The sequence below is a fragment of the Mesonia oceanica genome (assembly GCF_902499555.1).
Taxonomy (GTDB): Bacteria; Bacteroidota; Bacteroidia; order Flavobacteriales; family Flavobacteriaceae; genus Mesonia; species Mesonia oceanica.
Genome location: NZ_CABVMM010000005.1, coordinates 223,044 through 246,273 on the forward strand (window position 1 = coordinate 223,044; position 23,230 = coordinate 246,273).

A 23,230-nucleotide genomic window follows, 5' to 3' on the forward strand; every position below is an offset into this window, starting at 1 on the left:
GTCGAAGTATTTTAAACAAGTAAAATAAAGCCTAATTGCTTATATTTATTGACCTCACAAGGAAAATGCTTTTTTGCTGAATTATATTGAATTTGTAAGTTTGATTTTATCGATGTTTTAAATTTTTCATATTAAAACAAGCTTTAATTATTTCTAAAATTCTTGTGAATGCTTCTTATTGTTCATACTTTTCAGCAAGTAAATATTGAACATAGAAATAAAGATATGACAACATTAAAAGTAGGAGATGCCGCTCCACAATTCTCAGCAAAAGATCAAGACGGGAATGTACATGAATTAAGCGATTATAAAGGAAAGAAATTAGTAGTGTTCTTTTATCCGAAAGCAAGTACACCAGGTTGCACCGCAGAAGCTTGTAATTTGCGGGACAATTGGGAAGTTTTTCAAGAAAAAGGTTATGAAATTTTAGGGGTAAGTGCAGATTCTGCCAAAAGACAAACCAATTTTAAAAATAAACACGAGTTGCCTTTCCCTTTATTAGCCGATGAAGATAAAGAAGTGATTAATGCTTTTGGGGTTTGGGGTCCTAAAAAGTTTATGGGGAAAGAATACGACGGTATTCACCGAACCACTTTTATTATTGATGAAGAAGGAAAAATTGAAGAAGTAATCGGGAAGGTGAAAACCAAAGCGCACGCCGAACAGATTTTAGGAGAATAATTTTATGATCAGACGATGTCACATCGAGCGTAGTCGAGATGTGTTTATTGAAATTTAATTTCGCTAGTTATAAAATTTACTCAGCATAAAAAGCAAAAGCTTGATAAATCAAATCATTTGGGACGATGCAATCTAGTTTGCATTGTCCTATTTTTTCTAATAACACAAAGTTGATGTTGCCGTGGCTATTTTTCTTGTCGTACTTTAAAAGTTCAATGATTTGCTCGATATCCGCTTCTTCAAAACTTACTTTTTCGAAAGTCTGCAATAAAACTGTTTTAATTTCAGCAACTTCTTCTGGCGATAAACCGGTAATTCTGTTAGAAATAGATGCAGCGAGAATCATCCCGACCGCAATAGCCTCTCCGTGAAGAAGAGTTTTCTTTTTTGGATGAGTTAAAAAATAAGATTCAATCGCATGACCGAGAGTATGTCCGAAATTTAAAGTTTTTCGAATCCCATCTTCATTTAAATCTTCAGTAACGACTTTATGTTTAATGAGAACACTTTCATAAATAAGTTGCTCCAAATCGGTTAAAGAAAGCTGTGAGAGGTCACTCATTTTTTCCCAATAAGCTTGGTCTTGAATAAGACCGTGTTTGAGCATTTCAGCTAAACCACTTTTCATCTGATTCTGCGGAAGCGTCGCCACGTAACCAACATCAATCAGAACCATTTCGGCATTACTAATCACTCCAATTTGATTCTTTAAGTTTCCTAGATCTACGCCGGTTTTTCCGCCTACAGAGGCATCAACCATGGCCAAGAGCGTAGTGGGAATATTAATGTAAGAAATACCGCGTTTAAATGTACTGGCTACAAATCCACCCAAATCGGTGACCACGCCACCACCAAGGTTCAACATTAAAGATTTTCTATCGGCATCTAAGTCAGATAAAGTCTGCCAAACTCCGTTGCAGGTCTCTATCGTCTTATGCTCTTCGCCGGCTTCAATCTCAATAATTTCGGTAGCAATATCTGTTTCTAACTGCTGTAGAAAAAAAGAAGCACAATGGGTTTGCGTATGTTCATCTACCAATAAAAATAACTTAGAAGGTTGAATATCTTTTATATAGGAATTTAACTGAGCATATATTTCCTGGCCAAAAACTATAATATTATTAACAGACTGAATGGATTTCATTAAAATATACGTTAAATGTGATTCGAAATTACTTAGAAATTTGAAATTATTGTTATTTCGAGCAGTATATTTGCGAAAAATTAAAAATTTCTAATGGTTACAAAAATATTTAATAACACGAAGCGAGCCTTCGCTTTACGAACAGATAAAGAACTTAAAAAAGCCCTTTTTGTATTTGGAATGATGAACCGACCTACCATGGTGGCTATTGGTACTAGGGCTACTAATTTGGCCTTAAGCTTAAAACTTCCCATTCAAGGATTAATCAAGAAAACTATTTTTGAAATGTTTTGTGGTGGCGAAACAATGAAAGAATGCGAAGATATTATAGGGAAAATGTATAAAATGCATGTGCATAGCGTACTCGATTTTTCTAAAGAGGGAGAAGATATTGAAGAAGTGTTTGATGAAACACTGGAGACAAAAAAAGAAATTGTAAAATTTGCCGACGGAAAGAAAGAAATACCGTTTACTGTTTTTAAACCTACCGGAATAGGACGTTTTGAAATTTGGGAAAAAGTGAGTTCTAAAGAAGAATTAACGAAAGAAGATCAAGAAGAGTGGACCCGAGTAAGAAATAGGGTAGATGGGATTTGTAAATTGGCCTATGATTTAGATATGAGAATCCTTGCCGATGCCGAAGAATCTTGGATGCAAGATGCTGCCGATGATTTGCTGGAAGAAATGATGGAAAAGTATAATAAGGAAAAAGTAATTGTTTATAATACGTTACAGTGTTACCGTTGGGATAGGCTTCAATATATAAAAGATTTACATAAAAGGGCTAAAAACAAAGGTTATAAAGTGGGAGCTAAAATTGTTCGCGGAGCTTATATGGAAAAAGAAAATGCCCGTGCCGAGAAAAAAGGTTATCCAACTCCCATTTGTGAAGATAAAGAGGCAACCGATGTGAATTTTAATGCGGTACTTTATTATGCGATGCAAAACCTAGACGATATTTGGTTATATATAGGTACACATAACGAGGTGAGTTCTTACCTTACTATGCAGTTAATGGATGAAAAAGGAATAGACAAACGTGACGATAGAATTTGGTTCAGTCAATTGTTTGGGATGAGTGATCATATTACTTACAACTTAGCTTTAAATGGCTACAATGCTGCTAAATTAGTTCCGTTTGGACCGGTAGAAGATGTTATTCCTTACTTAATACGTAGAGCGCAGGAAAATACTTCAGTTAAAGGACAAACCGGTAGGGAATTGGCTTTACTTCGTGAGGAAAAACAGCGAAGGGAAGGTACGTTTACCAAAACCATTGCCTAACTTTTAAGTTATTTTAACTAAAACATCCCACAATTAACTTGTGGGATGTTTTATTTTTAAGCTCTAGATCAATTCAATGCTGAAGAAATATTTTAAGCTCATAAAAAATACTTATGTCGAATGGATGAAAAATAATCCATTTGAGCAAAGTGCAGTCATCGCTTATTACACTTTATTTTCGTTGCCTTCTTTATTGGTGATTGTGATTACCATTGCAGGCTATTTTTACGGACGCGATGCGGTACAAGATAGAATTACTTCAGAGATTAGTACGTTTATAGGAGAAGGAACTGCGGAAGCTATAGAAACCATGATTTCCAACGCTTTTTTAGAAGGAGGTTCTGTGTTTACTATTTTATTTGGAATAGGAATGTTACTTTTTGGAGCGACCGGAGCATTTTTTCAACTTAAGAAAGCTATGAATCGGGTTTGGGGAGTAAGGCCTAAAAAAGAAAACTTTAAGCGTATATTATTAGATAGGGCTATTTCTTTAGGAATGATCTTAGTGATTGGTTTTATGCTGTTGGTTTCCTTGGTTATTTCAGCAGTAATTCAAGGTTTGGGAAATTATTTGCAGAGTTTCGCACCAGAAATTACTTCCGCAGCACTTTCAGTCTTCAATTTTCTAATTTCCTATATTTTTATCGGGTTTCTTTTTGCCGGTGTTTTTAAACTTCTACCGGATATAAAAATTAGTTGGAGGGTTACCTTTATTGGTGCTTCTATTACTACCCTCTTATTTTTAATAGGTGAGTTTCTTATCGGTTTTTATTTTGGAAAAAGTGATCCCACTTCAGTTTATGGTGGAGCTTCTTCTGTTATTTTAATTTTGTTATGGGTTTTTTACTCTTGTATTATTATGCTTTTCGGGGCAGAATTTACCGTTCAATTTGCGCTATTTAAAGGCTATAATATTCAGCCCAACAGTTTAGCAGAACCTGCTGAAAGACAAGAAATGGAAGAACTCAAAGAAAAAGAGAAAGAAATAAAAAAAAAGAGAAAAAAACTAAGGGAACTTGAAACTGATGGTCCAGGAGAACATGCAGAGGAGAATCAGCCTTCTTAAGAGAGTTTAACTTACTCGTAACAAGGTTTAAAATATCTTTAATACAAGCTTGCATAATAATTTTTTAAATTTGAGTGAAAAAGAAAATTAACTACAAAAACAAAAATTGTTATGGAAAAGAGAATTGCAATATTAGCGACTGATGGGTTTGAAGAAAGTGAATTTACTTCCCCTAAAGAAGCGATGGAAAAAGAAGGTTTTAAGGTAGATGTGATTAGTATAAAACCCGGAAAAATTAAAAGTTGGGATGTAGATAATTGGGGAAAAGAATTTGAGGTAGATAAAACAATAGATCAAGTTTCTGCTAAACAATATAATGCTTTAGTATTACCTGGAGGAGTATTAAATCCTGACCAATTAAGAACCAATGAAGATGCACTTGTATTTGTGCGGGATTTCTTTAAACAATCAAAGCCGGTAGCAGCGATTTGTCACGGTCCTCAAACTTTAATTAATGCAGAAGTGGTAGAAGGCAGAACCATGACTTCTTATCCTTCCATTAAAAAAGACTTAGAAAATGCAGGAGCATTATGGGTAGATAAAGAAGTAGTGGTAGATGAAGCTTTTGTGACCAGTAGAACACCAGATGATTTACCAGCCTTTAACGATAAATTAATTGAAGAAATTAAAGAAGGTAAGCATGAGTTACAACATGCTTAATTTTTAATTTGTAAATAGTTTAAGTTGAAAAAATCTGTAGTTGAGAAACTACGGATTTTTTTATTTTTTAGTTGAAGAAAATAGTAAACCACCGCTCATTCTGTTGAGCATTTTCTTTTCAAAATTCCAGAAAAATTTAAACTGACCAAAGATGCTTCCTATCACGATGAGCAAAACTTGATAGAAAGGGAAAATCAATAATATTCGTAATGTGTAATAACCAAAGCCTCCCCAAAAACCTTCGTGAAAATGGGCTCTGTCTAAGTTTACATATTCTAGAAATGGTTTGGCCACGTAAACGGAAGAAGAACCGGTAATAGCGAATACAATAAAAATAATAACCAATTGAAAATTAGAGTGAATTCCCCACCTTTCTTTTAATTTCTTCATCTAGTCAAAGCTTTTGATTGTATTCCCGTTGAAAATATAAGAAATAATTATAGAGTAAATAATTTACCTCGTAACCATAATCTATTTCAGGTTGATAATCTATTTGCTGTGGATATAATCCGGTAATACTATATGGATAGCTCGTTACTCTACTATTGTAAGTAACCACATATCGCCAGTTTTTTTGTTCTAAATAATTTTGGTTGTAAAACCCTCTGGGTTGTTGGGTAGCTAGCCAAGAATTAAAGCCTTGTTCAAATATGATAATTTCATAATCCAAACTATCATTGGCAATCCTAATGGTATCGTTTTTTACGGAAGAATTGCCTATACTAGTCTTATCACCAGATTTTTGAGCTGAAGAACAAGCAGCAATCATGGCGATAATACTTACTATGGCAATTAGATTTTTCAAATTAATTATTGTTTTGCTGTAGGGCTTTAAAATCTATTATAAAACTTCCCGGATATTTTATAGAAACTGTATCTTTAAAACTTTCAGCTTGATTTCTAGTATTGAACTTACCTAAAATTAAACTATATACTTTAATGTCCTGTACAGTTTTTACTTGAACGGTCACATTTTTTTGATAGCTTATTTTTAAATTATCTGCCAAACGAATTAAATTGGCTACTTCCTGAAAACTTCCTACTTGCACACCAAACCAATCTGGTTCTATTCGGTCTATATCCAACTCATAAAATTCATTGGGTTCTACATTCATTGGAGTAGAAGTAATTTCTGAATTGTTACTTGTTGGATTGTCTGTAGAAGCAGTTTCGGTTTCAGAAGGTAAATTCACGTCATCAATGGTGTCTGTTGAATTACCTACTACTTCAATCACTACATCGGTTACTCCAATAGGCAAGTAGCCTAATTTTTCAGCTGCAGATTTAGAAAGATCAATAATTCTTCCACTTACAAATGGCCCCCGGTCATTAATTTCGACTACGGTAGATTTGTTATTGGCTAAATTAGTAACCCTCACTTTTGTACCAAATGGTAAATGGCGATGGGCTGCTGTAGCTTTATTATGATGATATTTCACTCCGCTGGCGGTTCGTCTTCCTTCAAATTTATCGGAATAAAAGGAAGCTTTTCCCGTTTGTACTTGCGCTAAAAGGCTAGTACTAAAAAACAAAAAGCAACAGATAGTAGTGATTAGTTTCAGCATAAAATTTAGATATATGAGACCTTCTAGTGCATTTTACAATTTTAAAAAAGTGTCAATTCGAGTGAAAATCTATTAAGATTTTTGTATCGAGAATAGGGATCGAAGTTATAATTTAGTTCTCGATACAATTTTGCTTCGTTTCACTTCACAAAATCACTCGAACAGACGAATTTTTAATTTCTTAATGAACTATAAGTATATTAAAATTAGTTTTTAGGAGTTCCTAATATATCGATTATCTGACTAGCAAGTTCTACACCAATTCTATCTTGGGCTTCGTTGGTAGAACCACCAATATGTGGACTTAACGACATATGTGGATTCATTAAAACTTTAATTTCCGGTTTTGGTTCAGATTCAAAAACATCTAATCCTGCAAAAGCTAATTTTCTACTGTCTAAGGCTTCTACCAGAGCTACTTCATCTATTACTCCACCACGGGCCGCATTGATTAGTCCTGCGCCGTCTTTCATCATTTCTAATTCTTTTTTACCGATGACGTATTCTTTTTGAGCAGGAACGTGAAGGCTTATAAAATCTGATTGTTTTAAAACTTCTTCTTTACTAATGGTGTTAATGTGAAAATCTAATTTTTGTCCGTCAAAGAAATCTACTTCAATCGTTGCTTCTTCAAGAAAAGCATCGGCGGCAACAACTTTCATTCCAAGACCAATGGCTACTTTCGCAGTGGCTTGGCCAATTCTACCAAAGCCAATAATTCCAAGTGTTTTCCCTCTTAGTTCAACACCTTTTGCATAGCTTTTCTTTAAGTCTTTAAATTTACTTTCACCTTCTAAAGGCATATCCCGGTTTGCATTCTTTAAAAAGCGAACACCATTTAATAAATGGGCAAAAACCAATTCTGCTACACTCGCAGAAGATGCTGCAGGAGTGTTAATTACTTTTACACCTTTCTCCTTAGCATAGTCAACATCTATATTGTCAAGACCAACACCGCCACGACCAATAACTTTTAAGTCCGGACAAGCATCGATAATGTCTTTTCTAACTTTGGTAGCACTTCTTACTAAGATCACATCAATTTTATTTTCATTTAAATAATCGATGAGTTGTTCTTGCGCTACTTTTTTAGTAATTACTTCATAACCGGCATTTTCAAGTTTATCAATTCCACTTTGTGAAACGCCGTCGTTTGCTAATACTTTCATTATAATTTGTTGTGTTTATTTAACTTTAGGCTTGGGTTTCTAACTCCTTCATTACGTTTACTAAGACTTCAACGCTTTCTTTAGGCAATGCATTGTACATCGATGCGCGGTAACCTCCAACGCTTCGGTGCCCATTAATTCCATTAATGTGTGCAACTTTTGCTAAATCTTCAAAAAGGTCTTTTAGCTTTTCATCTTTTAAATTGAAAGTGGCGTTCATCATGGAACGGTCTTCCAAGGCAGCAAAACCTTCAAATAATGGATTTCTGTCTATCTCGCCGTACATTAAGGCTGCTTTTTCTTCATTTAACTTTTGAACACCTGCAATACCTCCTTTTTGTTTAATCCAACGTAAAGTGAGCATAGAAGTGTAAACGGCAAAAACCGGTGGCGTGTTAAACATACTGTCTTTACCAATATGAACTTGGTAATCTAGCATAGAAGGAATTTGACGGGAAACTTTTCCTAAAATATCCTCTTTTACAACGACTAAGGTAGTTCCGGCAGGCCCCATATTTTTTTGAGCTCCGGCATAAATTAAATCGAATTTAGAAAAGTCTAATTCCCGGCTAAAGATATCACTACTCATATCACAAACTAAAGGGATATTTACAGTAGGGAATTCTTTTATTTGGGTACCAAAAATGGTATTGTTACTGGTACAATGTAAATAATCTGCATCAGCAGGGATGCTATAATTTTTAGGAATGTAGTTGAAGTTTTTATCTTTAGAAGAGGCAACTTCTTCTACTTCTCCAAATAATTTTGCTTCTTTAATAGCTTTAGAAGACCACGTTCCTGTATTTAAATAAGCAGCCTTCTTTTCTAATAAATTATAAGCTGCCATTAAAAACTGGGTGCTGGCCCCACCTTGTAAAAAAAGCGCTTTGTAGCCTTTATCTTCTAATCTTAATAAATCTAAAGCAAGATGTTGGGCTTCTTCCATAACCGCCATAAAATCTTTACTTCGGTGGGAGATTTCTAAAATAGATAATCCTGAGTGATTAAAATTTAAGATGGCTTCACTTGATTCTTTAAATACGCTTTGTGGTAAAATGCAAGGTCCTGCACTAAAATTGTGTTTTTTCATAATTGTTGTTTTGTGGTATAATAAGCTTGCTAAAATTACAAAGTATATAACCGAATAAAAAGCTTTGTATTATAATTTTAACAGGAAATCTAAGGTGTCTACGTTATCGGCATAATCTGATAACCCGGGTTGCTGAGTTTTACCAAATGCTATATGATTATCGGCTAAGTTATTAGAAACAATGCATTGAATTTTCTCTTCTTCTGCTTTTAGCTTTTGCTGAAGGATTTCCAAGTTGCTATACTTTTCATAAAATAGGGTGGCAATAGGAGAGGAGAAGGATTTATCTTCTTTAAGAATTAAAAATCCGTTATCAAATATTTTAAATTCACTCATTAAATACACCGCTTTGTTATAATCGTAATTATTGGAATATTTATTTGAATCTAGAATTGGATGCCAATCATAAATAGCTTGGTAAAGTTGTTCTATTTTATAATCTTCCGGAAGATAAATTTTAGAAACATTTCGACAGCCCAATCCATAATATCTAAAAATATCTTCTGCTATGGGTTGTAGTTCTTCTTTGGTTTCTTCTCCGGTTAATACCGCTACCGAATTTCTATTTTTTCTGATGATATGCGGTTTATTAGAAAAATAATATTCAAAATAACGCGAAGTGTTATTACTTCCAGTGGCAATGACCGCATCAAAATTCTCTAAGCGATCTTGGGTGAAATTAATATATTCTTTTATGGAAGGATTTGCTTCTAAAAGAAATTCAGCTAACACCGGTAATAATTGATTATCATCAGAAGATTGCTTGATGAGTATTTTATTTCCTGAAATTAACACCGAAAGAAAATCGTGAAAACCTACCAACGGAATGTTTCCCGCCATAATTACGGCTACGGTTTTCGGTTCCTTTTCCTGAAAATTATAGTTAGACAGCCAATGTTCTAAATTTTCTTCTTTTAAAGCTGAAGCCCATTGAGCCAAAGAAAAATGAATATTTTCTTTTGTGAACCATCCATTGTAGTGAACGGAAATGTTTACTTTTTCCTGAAGTTTTTGATGGAAATTTTTATTTTCTACGGAAGGTGAATTCCTAATAAACTCGCTTAAAAAATCCCCTAATTTTATAAATACTTCTTTGCGTGCTTCTAGCGTCATATTATTTGGTTATGTAGGCTAATGGCTTTATTTTTGCACAAAGTTACATAACTAAAAATAAAAAAATGGCTATAATTATAACAGACGAATGCATAAATTGTGGAGCGTGTGAACCTGAATGTCCAAATACGGCTATTTATGAAGGTGCAGACGATTGGAGATATGCAGACGGAACAGATTTGGAAGGAGATATTGTGACTCTTGAAGGAAAAGAAGCCAATGCAGAAGAAGCTCAAGAACCTATTAGCGATGAGTTTTACTATATAGTACCTGATAAATGTACAGAATGTAAAGGTTTTCACGAAGAGCCTCAATGTGCTGCAGTATGTCCCGTAGATTGCTGTGTTCCTGATGAAGACCACGTAGAATCTGAAGAAAAACTTTTAGGAAAACAAAAATTTATGCATCACGAATAGTACGAGTTATTGCATTAAAAAAGCCTTCTGAATTTGGAAGGCTTTTTTAATGTATTTTAATCTGATAATTTAAAAGCAGTCCACTCAGGTTTTCTTTATTAAATTGGGCTGCTTTTAGGATATTTATTTCCGGATTGATATTGAAATTTTGAGCGGTTGTGAAATTACATTGGGTTAGGTTACTTCTTTCAAAAACAGCACCGGTTAAAATACTATCCTCAAAATTACTCCCTTCTAATTCAGCTTCTGTAAAATCTACTTCTTGTAGACTACAATCTTCAAAATTCGTTTTTTTCATGTTGCATTGAAAAAAGGAAGAAAAATTAAGCTGCGATTTTTTAAAGTTGACTTCAAATAGAAAAGGATTGCACATATCGAATCGTAAGCCCAAGAGTTTGCATTCTTCAAAATGACAATTATTTAAACTACAATTTTTGAGATTAGCTGAACTTAAATCACAGGTAAAGAATTCACATTCTGTAAAATTAAATCCAAAAAGGTTTTTGTTGTTAAACTTACAATTATAGAAACTGCAATTGTCAAATTCAGCAATTTCTTTTTCTTCAGAAAAATCAATATTTCTAAACGTTTCGTCTTGGTGAAATTTCATTATAAAAGTAAAAGCTCGAAGTTACATAAACTTCGAGCTTTTTTATGATCATTTAAAAACTTATTTACTTTTAAATCCCTGTGTAGTTTTGAGGAGTAATGGCTTTAAGTTCATTTTTTATTTCTTTAGAAACTTCTAAGGTTTCAATAAAGTCGGCAATACTTTTAGCGGTGATTTTTTCGTTGGTACGTGTTAATCCTTTCAAAGCTTCATAAGGATTTGGGTAAGCTTCCCGACGCAAAATGGTTTGAATGGCTTCAGCAACTACCGCCCAATTTTTTTCCAGATCTTCATTCAGTTTTTCTTCATTCAGCAATAATTTATTCAATCCTTTTAAGGTAGATTGTAAAGCAATAATGGTATGTCCTAAAGGCATTCCAATCGTTCGCAAAACAGTGCTATCGGTTAAATCACGTTGTAACCTACTCACTGGAAGTTTAGCTGAAAGATGCTCAAATAAAGCATTGGCCACACCTAAATTTCCTTCACTATTTTCAAAATCAATAGGGTTTACTTTATGCGGCATCGCAGAAGAACCTACTTCACCTTTCTTGATTTTTTGTTTAAAGTAATCCATAGAAACATACGTCCAAACATCACGATCTAAATCAATTAAAATCGTATTGATACGTTTTAAAGCATCAAAAGTTGCGGCCATATAATCGTAATGTTCAATTTGAGTAGTAGGGAAGGAGTGTTTCATTCCTAATCTTTCTACAAATTGAGTTCCAAAATTTTTCCAATCAATACTTGGATAGGCTACTTTGTGTGCGTTATAATTTCCAGTGGCTCCACCAAATTTCGCGGCCGTTGGGATGGTTTTTAAAGTGTCGAGTTGTTCTTCAATCCTCTTTACAAAAACTTCAATTTCTTTTCCTAATCGGGTAGGAGAGGCGGGCTGACCGTGTGTTCTTGCCAAAAGTGGAATTTGCTTCCAGTCTTCAGCTAATTCTTTTAATTTATCTAAAACCTCATTTAAAAAAGGGTGATAAACCTTTTCAATCGCATCTTTTAAACTTAATGGCACCGAAGTATTGTTGATGTCTTGAGAGGTCAAACCAAAGTGTATAAACTCTTTTGATTCTGTTAAACCCAGTTTGTCCATTTCTTTTTTAATGAAATACTCTACCGCTTTTACATCGTGATTGGTAATCGATTCAATATCTTTTACCGCTTGGGCATCTTCGATTGTGAATTCTTCATAAATTTTTCGAAGTTGGGGAAAATAAGAAGCTTCTACTTTTTGAAGTTGAGGCAGTGGTAACTCACAAAGAGCAATAAAATATTCAATTTCTACTTTTACACGGTATTTTATTAGTGCTTCTTCACTAAAATAGGATATTAAGTCTTTGGTTTTGGAAGCGTATCTCCCGTCTATGGGTGAAATTGCCTGAAGCGGATTCATAGGTTTATTTTAAAAAATTAAAGCAGTAAATATAAAACTTAACTGTCACCTAAAAAACTGAATGTAAAAGTTATTTTTGAGTTGAATTAACTATTTGTTATTCAGTAAAATATTATTTCATTTAAAATAATTTGTATATTGTTGGACTTTTACAATTGAAAATGATAAGTAAGGAAATTTTAAAAAAGGAATTGGATAACTTTCCTGATTACATGACTATTGATGAGGTTGTTGGTAGGCTTATTGTGCTGGAAAAACGAGAACTTCAGATGAAGTACGATGGAAACCTTGGGAATATTTCTGTGGAAGAATTAGATACAGAAATGGAGAAGTGGTTTAAGATGTAATTTGTTTTTCTATTTTTCCAATAATTTTTCTCGCACGGGCTTTATAACCTGAAGTGCCGGTAGCATAATTTTGTTCTAAAATTAGCTTTAATTCCTGATGTACCCAATCTATTTCTTTTCCTAATAAAAATAGCGTCTGCATACTATAAGCTTGTGGAGCTACTTTTTGTGGGGTAATTATCCAATCGAAACAGATAGCAGTGATTTTTTCTTTGTCATTTGGTTGAAATAAAATAGAAGGCTTTTTGCTATAGAAATTTAGCGTCCATAGCTCAAAAATTTTTGCAATGGGCCTAATAATATCGTCTCTATTGGAGTTTTTAGCTAACTTATAAATTTCCGTTTTATGCTGAAATATAAGTGCGTTACTTTTTTTACAAACCAATTCTAAAGCTCGTACCGCTTTCCCTGCAATTTCATTTTTTTCGTCACCGGCTATTTGAATAACTTCTTTAATAAGCTGAGGTTGATTTATAAGTTGCTGTGTGAAAACTTTTCGATTTTCAGGTATAGTGTTAAGATCAATTAAACCTTCTAAAAGCTTTTTATTCATCTTGAAGTAATTTTTCAACAAGGTTTGAAACTCCAACAGAGGCCTTTTCTGCGATCACTTCAATAGTTTTGGAAGAATCAATCGATGGCTTTGGGTCTATGAAATAAACCGGTGTATTTTCTGGCGCATAATGCATTAAACTTGCGGCAGGATAAACTTGCATAGAAGTGCCAATAATTATAAGCATATCTGCTTTTTCAACTAATTCAACAGCCACTTCCAGCATAGGGACTTGCTCTCCAAACCATACCACATGGGGACGTAATTGATGGTTGTGTTCGCAGAAATCACCTAGGTGTAAATCGTCTTTCCAATCTAGAATAAGGTGTTCATCAAAAGTACTTCGTACTTTAAATAACTCTCCGTGTAAATGAGTTACATTAGAACTGCCAGCGCGCTCGTGTAAATCATCTACATTTTGTGTGATAATTTCTACTTTATATTTTTCTTCTAACTTTACTAAAGCTTTATGCGCTGCATTGGGTTCTACTTCTTTTAGTTGTCGTCTCCGTTTGTTGTAAAAATCGAGTACAAGTTCTTGATTCTTTTCCCAACCTTGAGGAGAAGCAACTTCCATCACATCGTGACCTTCCCAAAGGCCATTATCATCCCTAAAAGTTTTTATTCCACTTTCTGCGCTCATTCCTGCGCCGGTTAATATGACAATAGTTTTCATTTTGTTAAAAGTTTAACAGGCTAGTAAAAATTTTGGGTAATGTTTAATAAATGTTTACTTAACATTTAGGAAACAAAATATAATATTTGAACATTATTAATTCATAAAAGCAAAAATGATGAAAAATTTATTAAAATTATTCTTATTTGTCACAATTCCGACACTAATTATTAGTTGTAGTGACGATGATGATGGTACTACTCCTTTTGATGGAGAAAGTGTTACTTACGATTTAATGTCTGTGTCAGATCCTTCTATTTCAGGTGAAGCTACTTTTACCGAACAAGAAAATGGTACTGTTAAAATTGTATTAGATTTAGAAGGTACACCTGCTGGAGGAATGCATCCTGCACATATTCATAACAATACTGCAGCAGAAGGTGGTGAAATTGCTATTTCTTTAGAACCAGTAGATGGAGACACAGGAATGAGTACTACTATAGTTTCTGCAAAAGATGATGGTACGGCAATTACATTTGAACAACTAACTGATTATGATGGTTATATTAATGTGCATTTAAGCGCTGATGATTTAAGTACTTTAGTAGCTCAGGGAGATATAGGTCAAAATGACTTAACTGAAGAATCGCTTACTTATGATTTAGGAGAAAGAGCTGTAGCTGGTATTTCAGGAGAGGTTACTTTTCACCAAAGAAAAAATGGTGAAGCTTTAGCAGTTATTATGTTAGATAATACACCTGCAGGAGGAATGCATCCAGCACATATTCATGCAAATACAGCAGCAGAAGGTGGAGAAATCAAGTTTACCTTTAATCCTGTAAATGGAGATACCGGAATGAGTATGACCAACGTGAGCGAATTAGATGGAGGACAATCTTTTACGTATGATGATATTATGGACTATGATGGGTATGTAAATGTACATTTAAGTGCTGATGATTTAGGTACTATTGTTGCGCAAGGTGATATAGGTCAAAATTCTTTGACTGGAGAATCTCTTTCTTATACTTTAAATGAGGTTGCTATCCCAGGGATTTCTGGTTCAGTAATGTTTGAAGAAAGAATGAATGGTGAAGCTTTAGCGACTATTATGTTAGCAAACACTCCAGAAGATGGAGAACACCCTGCACATATTCATATGAATTCTGCAGCAGAAGGTGGAGATATAGCATTTACCTTTACCCCGGTAAATGGAGCAACTGGAATTAGTAGAACTAACGTAAGCCAATTTGACAACGGAAATCCTTTTATGTATAGTGATATTTCTGGATATGATGGTTATGTAAATGTACATTTAAGTGCAGATGATTTAGCAACTCTTGTTGCCCAAGGTAACATTGGTGCTAATGCAGAGTAATATTTGTCAATAAACAAGTAATAAAAACCCGGCTATTATGTCGGGTTTTTTTATTTTTACCCTGTGAGAGATCAAGAACTTTTAGATTATATAGAAACTTACCTAACTCCCCGTAGGAGAGGATTATTTGATAAAGTTATTTCAGAGCGCACCAATTACTTTACCGTTGCGACAGAAGATGTTTATCAATTACACAATACGAGTGCGGTGATTAGGAGTTGTGATGTGTTTGGGGTACAAAATGTTCATATTATTGAAGAAAGAAACCTACGGAAAATTGATCGTGAAATTGCCATGGGCGCACAAAAATGGGTGAATGTAAATCGTTACCATACAGTTTCAGATTCAATTCGGGCATTGAGAGAAAAAGGTTATCAAATTGTAGCGACAACACCACATAATAATGCTTGTATGTTAGATGATTTTGATATTTCAAGACCCGCTGCTATTTTTTTTGGAACAGAAAAAGAGGGCTTAAGTGAAGAATTACTAAAGGAAGCAGATAGCTATTTAAAAATACCAATGGCCGGTTTTACTGAAAGTTTAAATATTTCGGTTTCTGCTGCGATTATTCTTCAAAACTTAACTTCACGCTTAAAGAAAAGTCAGATTAATTGGCGTTTAACCGAAGAAGAAAAATTTGATGTACGACTGCATTGGGCAACCAATTCCATTAAAAGCAGCGATAAGATTATTGAACGTTATTTTAAAGAGAATTCATAAAGGTTTCTACCTTTTTTCTTACCTTCTTTCTCGTCGGCTAAGAAAGCAGTAGTACTGTTTTTATAACAAATACTTTCTTTTTGAGTGCGTTTACCTGGGATGTCATATTGCTGAATATCTCCACCAAAAAAATCATCGTCTTTAAAATTACTAAGTTTCCATACGTGCTCTTCACTTAATAAAATTACTTCGTTTTCTTCTGTATTAATACTTGCTGCAGTAATCCAACATTCCCTTTTACCTTTACACGTTTTATAAGAGCCTATTTTTTTTGCTTTATACTTGCCGGATTTAGCGGGTAGTTTGTATACATTTACGGTACCGTCGGGATGTTTACTTCTGTTTTTTGTAAATAGATATAAATTTCCGCTTTTATAGATAAGCGCTTCAGAACCAAAATTCATATCATCATCGTCGGCAGGAAATTCATCTTGATCTTCAAAAGAAAACTCTATTTTTTTAGCTTTAGCTTTCTTTTTTTGCTGAAGAAAATCTTCAACGATATAAATTGTTAAGTCTTCACGATCGCTATGGTTATTGCCGGTGTCTGAAATGTAAAGGTTCCCATGATTGTCTTTCGCAAGATCTTCCCAATCTACATTTTCTGCATTTTCAATTTCTATTTCTTTTTTGAGTTTTCCATGTTGGGTAAATCCATAAACCACATTAGGGGTACCAGAATCGTTAATCGCCCAAATAAGAGCTGAACCTTTTAAAATTTCGATACCACTAATTTCAGCAAGTTTTTTAGAAAGATGTTTGATTTCTTTTAGGTTTTGGTTTTGCCCAAAAACCAATGATACCGAAAAGAAAAGGAAGAAAACCAGCTTGCTCATAGATTTGTTTTTTTCTTTAAAAATACAAAAGCTATGCCGTTAGATAGGATAGATCTAAAAAAACTTATTTCTTTTTAAGTACTCTATACTCTTCGTAACAACCACTAATTGCATCTAGAATTTGCAAATCGTTAGCTGTTTTTATAAAGCTTTCTGAATAGTTACAGTTACGTAAAATTTCATCGATATCTACACGGGTGACTTGTAGTAAAGCAGCTAAGGTTTCTCGGTTGAATTTTTTAGCGAGAAGATTTCTAATTTCATCATCTTCTTTCATTTTGCGCAATTTGCGCATTTGCTTTGGTTTTTTGCCAAAGACATTGTAGAGAAAATCAACCGGATTAAATATAGATTCCATCGTGCGGGTAAAAGCGCCAGGCTGACTGTCGCCGGCCTCGTAACCATAATTTAATCCGGAAATACTGTATCTGTAATTTTCGTAGATAGGAATATTCTTGGCATCGATTTCTAAGTAACCGGTAAGTTTTAAAGGCTTTACCGTTACTTCTTCGAGCGCGATACCAATTTCTGTCATTTTTATTTTTACTTCTCCAAATTTTTTCCAGTCGTGGGTTACCCTTACTTCAATAGATTTGTAACCTAAATAAGAAAAAAACAAGGTATCGTTAATAGAAGCTTTTATTTGAAACTCTCCTTCCTGCGCTGTGCTGGTACCAATCACATCATTTAAGTTAACAATATTTACGCCTTCCAAAGGAAGATCGTTTGCTGCATTTAAAACCCTACCTCTAATCACTTCGGTAGAATCGGCTTCTTGAGCAAAGCTTGTTAACGTGAAAAATATAAATAAAGTAAAAAAGAGAATTTTTTGCATCATTGACGATTCAGTAAAAAAAGAAAAATAAAAATTATTTCTTCAATAGACCTTAAAAACTTTCAAAAATTACACCAAGACTATTATTTTTTTCTTTTTCTTCTATTGATCGAGCTTTTGATATTCGATTTTCTACTCCCTCCTTTACTGTCAGAATTTTCTCTTCTCGGAGACTTTCTTCCACCACCGGAGTTTTTATTTTGAAAATCGTTTCTTCTTCGGCCACCACCGCCACCTTTTCTTCCTTTACTTTTTCTACCGCCACCGGTATTTTTAGTAATTTCAACATTTACGCTTCTTCCTTCATGTTGGTAATTTTCAAAAGCGGCTAAAACCTTATCTTTTTCACTGGTTTCTGTGTTGAAAAAAGAAAAACTATCTTTTACATCAACTCTAGAAACACCATCTCTTCCTAAATCTAAATGTTCTTTTAAGAAGTCTTTTAAAGACATCCAGTCAAAACCGTCTTTTGCACCAATATTGATAAAATATCGGGTAGAATTATCATCGTCACTAAAACTATCGTTTTGAGCTTTAGCATTTAAATCGGTAGCGTCTTTGTAATAATTATGAAAACGGGTAAACTCAACCGAAAAGAATTTTTTAATTAATTCTTCTTTGCTAAAATCCTGTAAAATTTCTTCTAACTGTGGAAGGAATTTATCAATCTCATGATTGATTTTAGTATCTTTTATATCGTTTGCTAAATGGAAAAGTTGTACTTGACAAATTTCTTCTCCACTTGGGATATCTTTCTGTTCAAAAGATTGTTTGATGATTCGCTCGATACTTTTAATTTTTCGAACTTCACTTTTACTTACAATCACCATAGAAACCCCGCTTTTTCCGGCACGACCGGTACGACCACTTCGGTGGGTGTAGGTTTCAATCTCATCAGGTAATTGATAGTTGATCACATGGGTAATATCATCTACATCAATTCCACGCGCAGCCACATCTGTAGCTACTAACATTTGGATTTGACGAGTTCTAAAACTTTTCATCACCAAATCACGTTGGTTCTGACTTAAATCTCCATGAATTGCTGCAGCGCTATAACCATCTTCAATTAATTTTTCAGCAACTTTTTGTGTATCGCGTTTAGTTCTACAGAAAATAACCGAAAAAATATCAGGATTAGCATCTGCTAAGCGTTTTAAAGCTTGGTAACGATCTCTTCCTGGACTCACATAATATTCGTGAGAAACATTTTTAGCACCTTCATTTTTAGTCCCTACTGTGATTTCTACAGGATTAGACATAAACTTTTTGGCGATGCTCGCTACTTCTTTAGGCATGGTTGCGCTAAAAAGCCAAGTTTTCTTTTCTTTAGGAGTATGAGATAAAATATCGGTAATATCTTCATAGAACCCCATGTTCAACATTTCATCGGCTTCATCGAGGATACAATAATCAATTTCAGAAATGTCGATCATTCTGCGGCCTACCATATCTTTCATTCGCCCTGGAGTTGCCACAATAATTTGTGCTCCTCTTTTAATTTGGCGTTCTTGATCTGAAATACTAGCACCACCATAAATAGCTACCACATTTAGCTGCGGAAGGTATTTTGCGTAATTCTTAAGTTCATTAGTAATCTGTAAACACAGTTCACGAGTAGGTGATAAAATTAAACCCTGTGTTTTCTTACTGTTAATGTTGATCTTTTGGATTAAAGGAAAACCAAATGCTGCGGTTTTTCCGGTTCCGGTTTGGGCCAAAGCAACAAGGTCTGTTTCTTGGTCCAGTAAAATAGGGATCGCTTGCTCTTGTACTTCACTAGGAGCTTCAAACCCCATATCATTCACGGCATTCACGATTTCGGCTTGTAAGCCTAATTGTTCAAATTTGTTCATATTAAAAAATAAAATAAGCTGCAAAGGTAATCATTCCTTTACAGCTTCTGCGATAAATAGTTAAGTATTATTTTTTTATTCTGAAAGATAGTCAGTAAGTTGCGTAAAAGCCCTTGCCCGATGACTGATGGTACTTTTTTCTGAAAGGCTCATTTCAGCAAAAGTTTGCTCGTAACTATCGGGTTGAAAAATGGGATCATAACCAAAACCTTCATTTCCTCTTTTTTCTTTCGTGATTTTGCCTTCGCAAATTCCAGTAAAAAGTGTTTCTCTTCCTTGAATAGTTAAAGCAATTACTGTTTTAAAGCGTGCTCTTCGGTTGGCTTTACCATCAAGTTTTTTTAATAATTTATTCATATTAGCATCGCTGCTTTTTTCTTCTCCCGCATAACGTGCAGAATACATACCGGGTTCTCCACCTAATTCATCTACCTCAAGTCCCGTATCGTCTGCAAAGCAATCGTAATCGTAATTGCGTTTTACGTATTTAGCTTTGATGATGGCATTTTCATCAATCGTACTTCCGGTTTCTTCAATATCCTCAGTACAACCAATATCATCCAATGAAAGTAATTCGATGTGATGGGGGAGTAGGCTCTGGATTTCTTTGAATTTATTTTTATTGTGGGTGGCAAATACAAGTCGCATACGATTATTTTTTAAATTGAAATTTATAAAAGTTTTCCTGTTGAAGAAGTATTTCCTAGAAATTATTGATGGTGATAGGGCTCATTTTTTAAAATGGTAAAAGCGCGATACAATTGTTCTGTGAAAAAGAGGCGAACCATTTGATGGGAAAAAGTCATTTTTGATAAGGAAATTTTTTGATTGGCACGTTGGTAAACTTCTTCAGAAAAACCATACGGACCGCCAATTACAAAAATAAGTTGCTTCATTCCTGTATTCATCTGTTTTTGTAACCAATTAGAAAACCCAACCGAAGAAAAGTTTTTTCCGTTTTCATCTAATAACACCAAAATATCAGAAGCCTGCGTTTTGGCTAAAATAAGCTCACCTTCTTTTTGTTTTTGAAGCTGCTCATCCATTTTTTTAGATTTTTTTATATCTGGAATAAGCTCAATTTCAAACTTGCAATAGTGTTTTAAGCGCTTAAAATAGTGGTCTATAAGTTTTTGAAGATCCTTATCATCGGTTTTTCCTACAGCGAGTAATTTAATGGTCATTAGAAACAATGCTTTTTGTGATAAATACTTCTCCTTTCTTTAAAAATCCCTTTACCATGTGGATTATCAGCTTCTAAAGATTTTATCCAATCTTCTTTAAATTGACTCCAGTCTTGGTTTTGGAGAATTTTTTTTAAATACCTATCGATAAAATGACCTCCAGATAAAAGGTATTCCCCATTAGGTTTGAGAATCAATAAATCATGAACATTATTGTCACTAAAAAAAATTCTTTTTATAATGCCTCTATCTTTAACCCAAGAGAAATTATTATAATTTTCTTCTTGTTCAATATCGTCTTCGTGGAGATAGATCACTTTAGTATGAAATTTTTTTTCAAATTTAGCAATACATTTTTGCTTTTCTCTTATCCAGGAATTTAAGGATTTTTGGAATATTTTTTTATTAAAATCATGTTGATGAATATGATACTTTTCATATCCTAGGCTATCATTTATAGCTTTATACTTTTTGTAATTTTTCTCATGAATTTTATGATATTCAATTTCTCTTTCGTAATTATATAGACTATCAAATTTTTTAATGATAATGATTTGATTCTTTTCTATTTTATATTTACCGTCTTTTATAAGTAATTTCCTGATCTGTTGAAATTTTTCAGGTGAGATTTTACCAAATTTATACTTAAAAAAAACTTTATTTATAACTAAAGTGTCTGTAGGATAAGATATACATTTGTATATATAGCTAGAATTGCATTTTTTAGTAAATTCTGCTTTATTAATTTGGGTTGAAGTTTCATCAAAGTAGAGATTTTCTTGCGCTTTTGATTTCCAACTCAAAATCAAAGATAAAAGTACAACTAATGAAAAGTTTAATAATGTGTTCAAAATATTTTTCGAAATAATTTAGTACTACTAAAATAGAAAATAAATGATTACTCAAGAACAATTTCAAAAAGAAGTAGATTTAATTATAAAAAATGCCATTCGTGAAGACGTAGGTGACGGCGATCATAGCTCCTTGGCATGTATCCCTGCATATGCTAAAGGAAAAGCTAAACTTCTAGTTAAAGATAATGGGATTTTAGCTGGGGTTAATTTTGCATATCAAGTATTTCAATATGTAGATAAAGAATTAATTGTAGAGAAATTTATAGATGATGGTGAGCAAATTGTGGATGGGGATGTAGCTTTATATGTATCGGGAAATAGCCAGTCTATATTAAAAGCAGAACGGTTGGTTTTAAATGCGATGCAGCGCATGAGTGCTGTTGCTACCAAGACTCATGAGTTTGCCAAGATTTTAAAAGGGACAAAAACTAAAATTTTAGATACACGAAAAACCACTCCCGGTTTACGTGCACTGGAAAAATGGGCCGTAAAAATAGGTGGAGGTGAAAATCACCGGTTTGCTTTGTATGATATGATCATGTTAAAGGATAACCATATTGATTTTGCCGGCGGAATTACCAAAGCAATCGATAAAACTAAATTGTACTTAAAGGAAAAGGACTTAGACTTAAAAATTATTGTGGAAGCCAGAAATCTGGATGAAATTGAAGAAATATTGAGTAACTCCGGTGTACACCGTATTTTAATTGATAACTTTAATTATGAAGATACCAAAAAGGCTGTTCAATTAATCGATGGAAAATGCCAAACTGAATCAAGTGGTGGAATTACTTTAGAAACCGCTAAAAATTATGCCGATTGTGGAGTAGATTTTATTTCCAGTGGAGCATTAACCCATTCGGTTTATAATTTGGATTTGAGCTTAAAGGCAGTGTAAATGTCTGAAGAAGTAGAGAAAAAACTTAAAAAAATTCCTGGGCTTAGTTGGTTTGTTAAGAAAGCCAAGAAAGTCATTTTACCCGGTTTAGAGGGCTTATCGCTTTACGACCTTTGGGAGATTTATTCCGTAGGAATTATCAAAGGGACTTTTTCTACACGGGCAGGATCAATCGCTTTTAGTTTTTTTATGGCGATATTTCCTTTTTTGCTGTTTATTTTAAATTTAATCCCCTACGTATGGTTCATCGACGATTTTCAATTGCAAGTGTTGGTGTTTATGGACACGCTTTTACCGCCGCAAACTTCAGAATTTTTCAATGAGATTTTTGCCGATATCGTTAATACTCCACGTGCCGGATTGCTATCTTTTACCTTTTTTCTTTCTATTTTTTTAATGACCAATGGTATCAATGCCATCTTCACCGGCTTTGAATTTTCCTATCATACCACCATCAACAGATCTATTGTCAGGCAATACCTAGTTGCGCTGGGAACCTCAATTATTATTGCGCTAATGTTGCTTTTTGCGGTTATTGCATTTGTGTATTTAACTTATATTATTGAAGATTTAAAAGCAATTGGCATATTTTCTGATAATCTTTATTGGGCAAAGATGGGAAGGTACTTGGTTTTTATCCTTTTAATTTATAATGCGGTGGCCACTTTATATTATTTTGGTACCAAAGAAGGAAGAAATTCACGTTACTTTTCTGTAGGAGCGTTTTTTACAACGCTCTTAATTATGCTCACGACGTTTTTGTTTTCTATTTACATTGAAAACTTTAGCACATACAACAAACTTTACGGTTCTATTGGAGCATTGTTAATTTTGATGGTTTATATCTGGCTTAATGCTAATATTTTGTTATTAGGCTTTGAATTAAATGCATCAATTAACCGTTTGAAACAAAATTTTTAATATTTTAAGGGTCTAAAATTATTGAT

At 33.7% G+C, this 23,230-nt stretch carries 27 protein-coding genes; 10 read left to right on the forward strand and 17 right to left on the reverse strand.

Going from position 1 to position 23,230, the window contains the following annotated elements; genetic code table 11:
- The first annotated feature begins 225 nt into the window (after positions 1 to 225).
- Positions 226 to 681: a thioredoxin-dependent thiol peroxidase gene (gene bcp, locus FVB9532_RS07960; protein WP_150544728.1), complete on the forward strand. Its 456-nt coding sequence runs from the start codon at positions 226 to 228 to the stop codon at positions 679 to 681.
- A gap of 76 nt (positions 682 to 757) precedes the next feature.
- On the opposite strand, the gene aroB is transcribed toward bcp, so the two are convergent.
- Positions 758 to 1,825, reverse strand: a complete 1,068-nt coding sequence (gene aroB, locus FVB9532_RS07965; RefSeq protein ID WP_150544678.1) for a 3-dehydroquinate synthase — start codon at positions 1,823 to 1,825, stop codon at positions 758 to 760.
- A 93-nt stretch (positions 1,826 to 1,918) separates the two neighbouring features.
- Here aroB and FVB9532_RS07970 point away from each other — a divergent pair, with 93 nt between their 5' ends.
- From FVB9532_RS07970 to FVB9532_RS07980, 3 genes are all read left to right on the forward strand, one after another.
- Complete coding sequence (locus FVB9532_RS07970) at positions 1,919 to 3,109, forward strand: proline dehydrogenase family protein (protein WP_150544679.1); 1,191 nt, start codon at positions 1,919 to 1,921, stop codon at positions 3,107 to 3,109.
- A gap of 76 nt (positions 3,110 to 3,185) precedes the next feature.
- On the forward strand, positions 3,186 to 4,175 hold the full coding sequence (locus FVB9532_RS07975; RefSeq protein ID WP_150544680.1) for a YihY/virulence factor BrkB family protein: 990 nt from the start codon (positions 3,186 to 3,188) through the stop codon (positions 4,173 to 4,175).
- 111 nt (positions 4,176 to 4,286) lie between these two features.
- Positions 4,287 to 4,835, forward strand: coding sequence for a type 1 glutamine amidotransferase domain-containing protein (locus FVB9532_RS07980; protein ID WP_150544681.1), 549 nt, complete (start codon positions 4,287 to 4,289; stop codon positions 4,833 to 4,835).
- Between the two features lie 60 nt (positions 4,836 to 4,895).
- Here FVB9532_RS07980 and FVB9532_RS07985 read toward each other — a convergent pair whose 3' ends face one another.
- From FVB9532_RS07985 to FVB9532_RS08010, 6 genes are all read right to left on the reverse strand, one after another.
- On the reverse strand, positions 4,896 to 5,225 hold the full coding sequence (locus FVB9532_RS07985) for a DUF6787 family protein (RefSeq protein ID WP_150544682.1): 330 nt from the start codon (positions 5,223 to 5,225) through the stop codon (positions 4,896 to 4,898).
- A gap of 4 nt (positions 5,226 to 5,229) precedes the next feature.
- The gene (locus FVB9532_RS07990) at positions 5,230 to 5,640 is read right to left on the reverse strand and encodes a DUF6146 family protein (protein ID WP_228482271.1); all 411 of its coding nucleotides are present in this window, start codon (positions 5,638 to 5,640) and stop codon (positions 5,230 to 5,232) included.
- Between the two features lies 1 nt (position 5,641).
- Positions 5,642 to 6,400 carry a septal ring lytic transglycosylase RlpA family protein gene (locus FVB9532_RS07995; RefSeq protein ID WP_150544683.1) on the reverse strand — a complete coding sequence of 253 codons (759 nt, stop codon included), beginning with the start codon at positions 6,398 to 6,400 and terminating at the stop codon, positions 5,642 to 5,644.
- A 206-nt stretch (positions 6,401 to 6,606) separates the two neighbouring features.
- Positions 6,607 to 7,569, reverse strand: a complete 963-nt coding sequence (locus FVB9532_RS08000; RefSeq protein WP_150544684.1) for a D-2-hydroxyacid dehydrogenase — start codon at positions 7,567 to 7,569, stop codon at positions 6,607 to 6,609.
- Positions 7,570 to 7,594: 25 nt separating this feature from the next.
- Positions 7,595 to 8,659 (reverse strand): 3-phosphoserine/phosphohydroxythreonine transaminase, encoded by a 1,065-nt coding sequence (gene serC / locus FVB9532_RS08005; protein ID WP_150544685.1) that lies wholly within the window; start codon positions 8,657 to 8,659, stop codon positions 7,595 to 7,597.
- Positions 8,660 to 8,728: 69 nt separating this feature from the next.
- Entirely contained in the window at positions 8,729 to 9,772 is a 1,044-nt protein-coding gene (locus tag FVB9532_RS08010) for an acyl-CoA reductase (protein ID WP_150544686.1), read from the reverse strand.
- Between the two features lie 65 nt (positions 9,773 to 9,837).
- On the opposite strand from FVB9532_RS08010, the gene FVB9532_RS08015 reads away from it, so the two are divergent.
- A complete protein-coding gene (locus tag FVB9532_RS08015) occupies positions 9,838 to 10,188 on the forward strand; it encodes a 4Fe-4S dicluster domain-containing protein (RefSeq protein WP_150544687.1) in 351 nt (116 codons plus the stop codon).
- A 46-nt stretch (positions 10,189 to 10,234) separates the two neighbouring features.
- Here the strand turns inward: FVB9532_RS08015 and FVB9532_RS08020 are convergent, their stop codons facing one another.
- Together FVB9532_RS08020 and purB are read right to left on the reverse strand one after the other, a co-directional pair.
- On the reverse strand, positions 10,235 to 10,798 hold the full coding sequence (locus tag FVB9532_RS08020) for a pentapeptide repeat-containing protein (protein ID WP_150544688.1): 564 nt from the start codon (positions 10,796 to 10,798) through the stop codon (positions 10,235 to 10,237).
- Positions 10,799 to 10,868: 70 nt separating this feature from the next.
- The gene (gene purB, locus FVB9532_RS08025) at positions 10,869 to 12,203 is read right to left on the reverse strand and encodes an adenylosuccinate lyase (protein WP_150544689.1); all 1,335 of its coding nucleotides are present in this window, start codon (positions 12,201 to 12,203) and stop codon (positions 10,869 to 10,871) included.
- Between the two features lie 161 nt (positions 12,204 to 12,364).
- Here purB and FVB9532_RS08030 point away from each other — a divergent pair, with 161 nt between their 5' ends.
- A complete protein-coding gene (locus FVB9532_RS08030) occupies positions 12,365 to 12,550 on the forward strand; it encodes a hypothetical protein (RefSeq protein ID WP_150544690.1) in 186 nt (61 codons plus the stop codon).
- On the opposite strand, the gene FVB9532_RS08035 is transcribed toward FVB9532_RS08030, so the two are convergent.
- Positions 12,540 to 13,103 (reverse strand): hypothetical protein, encoded by a 564-nt coding sequence (locus FVB9532_RS08035; protein ID WP_150544691.1) that lies wholly within the window; start codon positions 13,101 to 13,103, stop codon positions 12,540 to 12,542. The two genes, FVB9532_RS08030 and FVB9532_RS08035, sit on opposite strands and share 11 nt — an antisense overlap.
- On the reverse strand, positions 13,096 to 13,779 hold the full coding sequence (locus tag FVB9532_RS08040; RefSeq protein ID WP_150544692.1) for an SIR2 family NAD-dependent protein deacylase: 684 nt from the start codon (positions 13,777 to 13,779) through the stop codon (positions 13,096 to 13,098). Before FVB9532_RS08040 ends, FVB9532_RS08035 begins: the two co-directional genes overlap by 8 nt.
- A gap of 118 nt (positions 13,780 to 13,897) precedes the next feature.
- Between FVB9532_RS08040 and FVB9532_RS08045 the strand changes: the two genes are divergently transcribed.
- Together FVB9532_RS08045 and FVB9532_RS08050 are read left to right on the forward strand one after the other, a co-directional pair.
- Entirely contained in the window at positions 13,898 to 15,097 is a 1,200-nt protein-coding gene (locus FVB9532_RS08045) for a CHRD domain-containing protein (RefSeq protein ID WP_150544693.1), read from the forward strand.
- A 63-nt stretch (positions 15,098 to 15,160) separates the two neighbouring features.
- Positions 15,161 to 15,820, forward strand: a complete 660-nt coding sequence (locus FVB9532_RS08050) for a TrmH family RNA methyltransferase (protein WP_150544694.1) — start codon at positions 15,161 to 15,163, stop codon at positions 15,818 to 15,820.
- On the opposite strand, the gene FVB9532_RS08055 is transcribed toward FVB9532_RS08050, so the two are convergent.
- From FVB9532_RS08055 to FVB9532_RS08080, 6 genes are all read right to left on the reverse strand, one after another.
- Positions 15,799 to 16,656, reverse strand: a complete 858-nt coding sequence (locus FVB9532_RS08055) for a YjiK family protein (RefSeq protein ID WP_150544695.1) — start codon at positions 16,654 to 16,656, stop codon at positions 15,799 to 15,801. The two genes, FVB9532_RS08050 and FVB9532_RS08055, sit on opposite strands and share 22 nt — an antisense overlap.
- Before the next feature lie 64 nt (positions 16,657 to 16,720).
- Positions 16,721 to 17,491, reverse strand: a complete 771-nt coding sequence (locus tag FVB9532_RS08060) for a carboxypeptidase-like regulatory domain-containing protein (RefSeq protein ID WP_150544696.1) — start codon at positions 17,489 to 17,491, stop codon at positions 16,721 to 16,723.
- Positions 17,492 to 17,574: 83 nt separating this feature from the next.
- The gene (locus FVB9532_RS08065; protein WP_150544697.1) at positions 17,575 to 19,347 is read right to left on the reverse strand and encodes a DEAD/DEAH box helicase; all 1,773 of its coding nucleotides are present in this window, start codon (positions 19,345 to 19,347) and stop codon (positions 17,575 to 17,577) included.
- Between the two features lie 75 nt (positions 19,348 to 19,422).
- Entirely contained in the window at positions 19,423 to 19,995 is a 573-nt protein-coding gene (locus FVB9532_RS08070) for a non-canonical purine NTP diphosphatase (RefSeq protein WP_150544698.1), read from the reverse strand.
- A gap of 62 nt (positions 19,996 to 20,057) precedes the next feature.
- Entirely contained in the window at positions 20,058 to 20,531 is a 474-nt protein-coding gene (rlmH, locus tag FVB9532_RS08075; RefSeq protein WP_150544699.1) for a 23S rRNA (pseudouridine(1915)-N(3))-methyltransferase RlmH, read from the reverse strand.
- Positions 20,531 to 21,382 carry a hypothetical protein gene (locus tag FVB9532_RS08080; protein WP_150544700.1) on the reverse strand — a complete coding sequence of 284 codons (852 nt, stop codon included), beginning with the start codon at positions 21,380 to 21,382 and terminating at the stop codon, positions 20,531 to 20,533. The genes rlmH and FVB9532_RS08080 overlap by 1 nt, the downstream gene beginning before the upstream one ends.
- A 43-nt stretch (positions 21,383 to 21,425) precedes the next feature.
- On the opposite strand from FVB9532_RS08080, the gene nadC reads away from it, so the two are divergent.
- Together nadC and FVB9532_RS08090 are read left to right on the forward strand one after the other, a co-directional pair.
- Complete coding sequence (gene nadC / locus FVB9532_RS08085; protein ID WP_150544701.1) at positions 21,426 to 22,283, forward strand: carboxylating nicotinate-nucleotide diphosphorylase; 858 nt, start codon at positions 21,426 to 21,428, stop codon at positions 22,281 to 22,283.
- A complete protein-coding gene (locus FVB9532_RS08090; RefSeq protein ID WP_150544702.1) occupies positions 22,284 to 23,204 on the forward strand; it encodes a YihY/virulence factor BrkB family protein in 921 nt (306 codons plus the stop codon).
- Positions 23,205 to 23,230: the final 26 nt, after the last annotated feature.

Bases quoted from the DNA above. Each gene is read 5' to 3' on its own strand.
- bcp (WP_150544728.1), top strand. From the start codon at position 226: ATGACAACATTAAAAGTAGGAGATGCCGCTCCACAATTCTCAGCAAAA.
- aroB (WP_150544678.1), bottom strand. From the start codon at position 1,825: ATGAAATCCATTCAGTCTGTTAATAATATTATAGTTTTTGGCCAGGAA.
- FVB9532_RS07970 (WP_150544679.1), top strand. From the start codon at position 1,919: ATGGTTACAAAAATATTTAATAACACGAAGCGAGCCTTCGCTTTACGA.
- FVB9532_RS07975 (WP_150544680.1), top strand. From the start codon at position 3,186: ATGCTGAAGAAATATTTTAAGCTCATAAAAAATACTTATGTCGAATGG.
- FVB9532_RS07980 (WP_150544681.1), top strand. From the start codon at position 4,287: ATGGAAAAGAGAATTGCAATATTAGCGACTGATGGGTTTGAAGAAAGT.
- FVB9532_RS07985 (WP_150544682.1), bottom strand. From the start codon at position 5,225: ATGAAGAAATTAAAAGAAAGGTGGGGAATTCACTCTAATTTTCAATTG.
- FVB9532_RS07995 (WP_150544683.1), bottom strand. From the start codon at position 6,400: ATGCTGAAACTAATCACTACTATCTGTTGCTTTTTGTTTTTTAGTACT.
- FVB9532_RS08000 (WP_150544684.1), bottom strand. From the start codon at position 7,569: ATGAAAGTATTAGCAAACGACGGCGTTTCACAAAGTGGAATTGATAAA.
- serC (WP_150544685.1), bottom strand. From the start codon at position 8,659: ATGAAAAAACACAATTTTAGTGCAGGACCTTGCATTTTACCACAAAGC.
- FVB9532_RS08010 (WP_150544686.1), bottom strand. From the start codon at position 9,772: ATGACGCTAGAAGCACGCAAAGAAGTATTTATAAAATTAGGGGATTTT.
- FVB9532_RS08015 (WP_150544687.1), top strand. From the start codon at position 9,838: ATGGCTATAATTATAACAGACGAATGCATAAATTGTGGAGCGTGTGAA.
- FVB9532_RS08020 (WP_150544688.1), bottom strand. From the start codon at position 10,798: ATGAAATTTCACCAAGACGAAACGTTTAGAAATATTGATTTTTCTGAA.
- purB (WP_150544689.1), bottom strand. From the start codon at position 12,203: ATGAATCCGCTTCAGGCAATTTCACCCATAGACGGGAGATACGCTTCC.
- FVB9532_RS08030 (WP_150544690.1), top strand. From the start codon at position 12,365: ATGATAAGTAAGGAAATTTTAAAAAAGGAATTGGATAACTTTCCTGAT.
- FVB9532_RS08035 (WP_150544691.1), bottom strand. From the start codon at position 13,103: ATGAATAAAAAGCTTTTAGAAGGTTTAATTGATCTTAACACTATACCT.
- FVB9532_RS08040 (WP_150544692.1), bottom strand. From the start codon at position 13,779: ATGAAAACTATTGTCATATTAACCGGCGCAGGAATGAGCGCAGAAAGT.
- FVB9532_RS08045 (WP_150544693.1), top strand. From the start codon at position 13,898: ATGAAAAATTTATTAAAATTATTCTTATTTGTCACAATTCCGACACTA.
- FVB9532_RS08055 (WP_150544695.1), bottom strand. From the start codon at position 16,656: ATGAGCAAGCTGGTTTTCTTCCTTTTCTTTTCGGTATCATTGGTTTTT.
- FVB9532_RS08060 (WP_150544696.1), bottom strand. From the start codon at position 17,491: ATGCAAAAAATTCTCTTTTTTACTTTATTTATATTTTTCACGTTAACA.
- FVB9532_RS08065 (WP_150544697.1), bottom strand. From the start codon at position 19,347: ATGAACAAATTTGAACAATTAGGCTTACAAGCCGAAATCGTGAATGCC.
- FVB9532_RS08070 (WP_150544698.1), bottom strand. From the start codon at position 19,995: ATGCGACTTGTATTTGCCACCCACAATAAAAATAAATTCAAAGAAATC.
- rlmH (WP_150544699.1), bottom strand. From the start codon at position 20,531: ATGACCATTAAATTACTCGCTGTAGGAAAAACCGATGATAAGGATCTT.
- nadC (WP_150544701.1), top strand. From the start codon at position 21,426: ATGATTACTCAAGAACAATTTCAAAAAGAAGTAGATTTAATTATAAAA.
- FVB9532_RS08090 (WP_150544702.1), top strand. From the start codon at position 22,284: ATGTCTGAAGAAGTAGAGAAAAAACTTAAAAAAATTCCTGGGCTTAGT.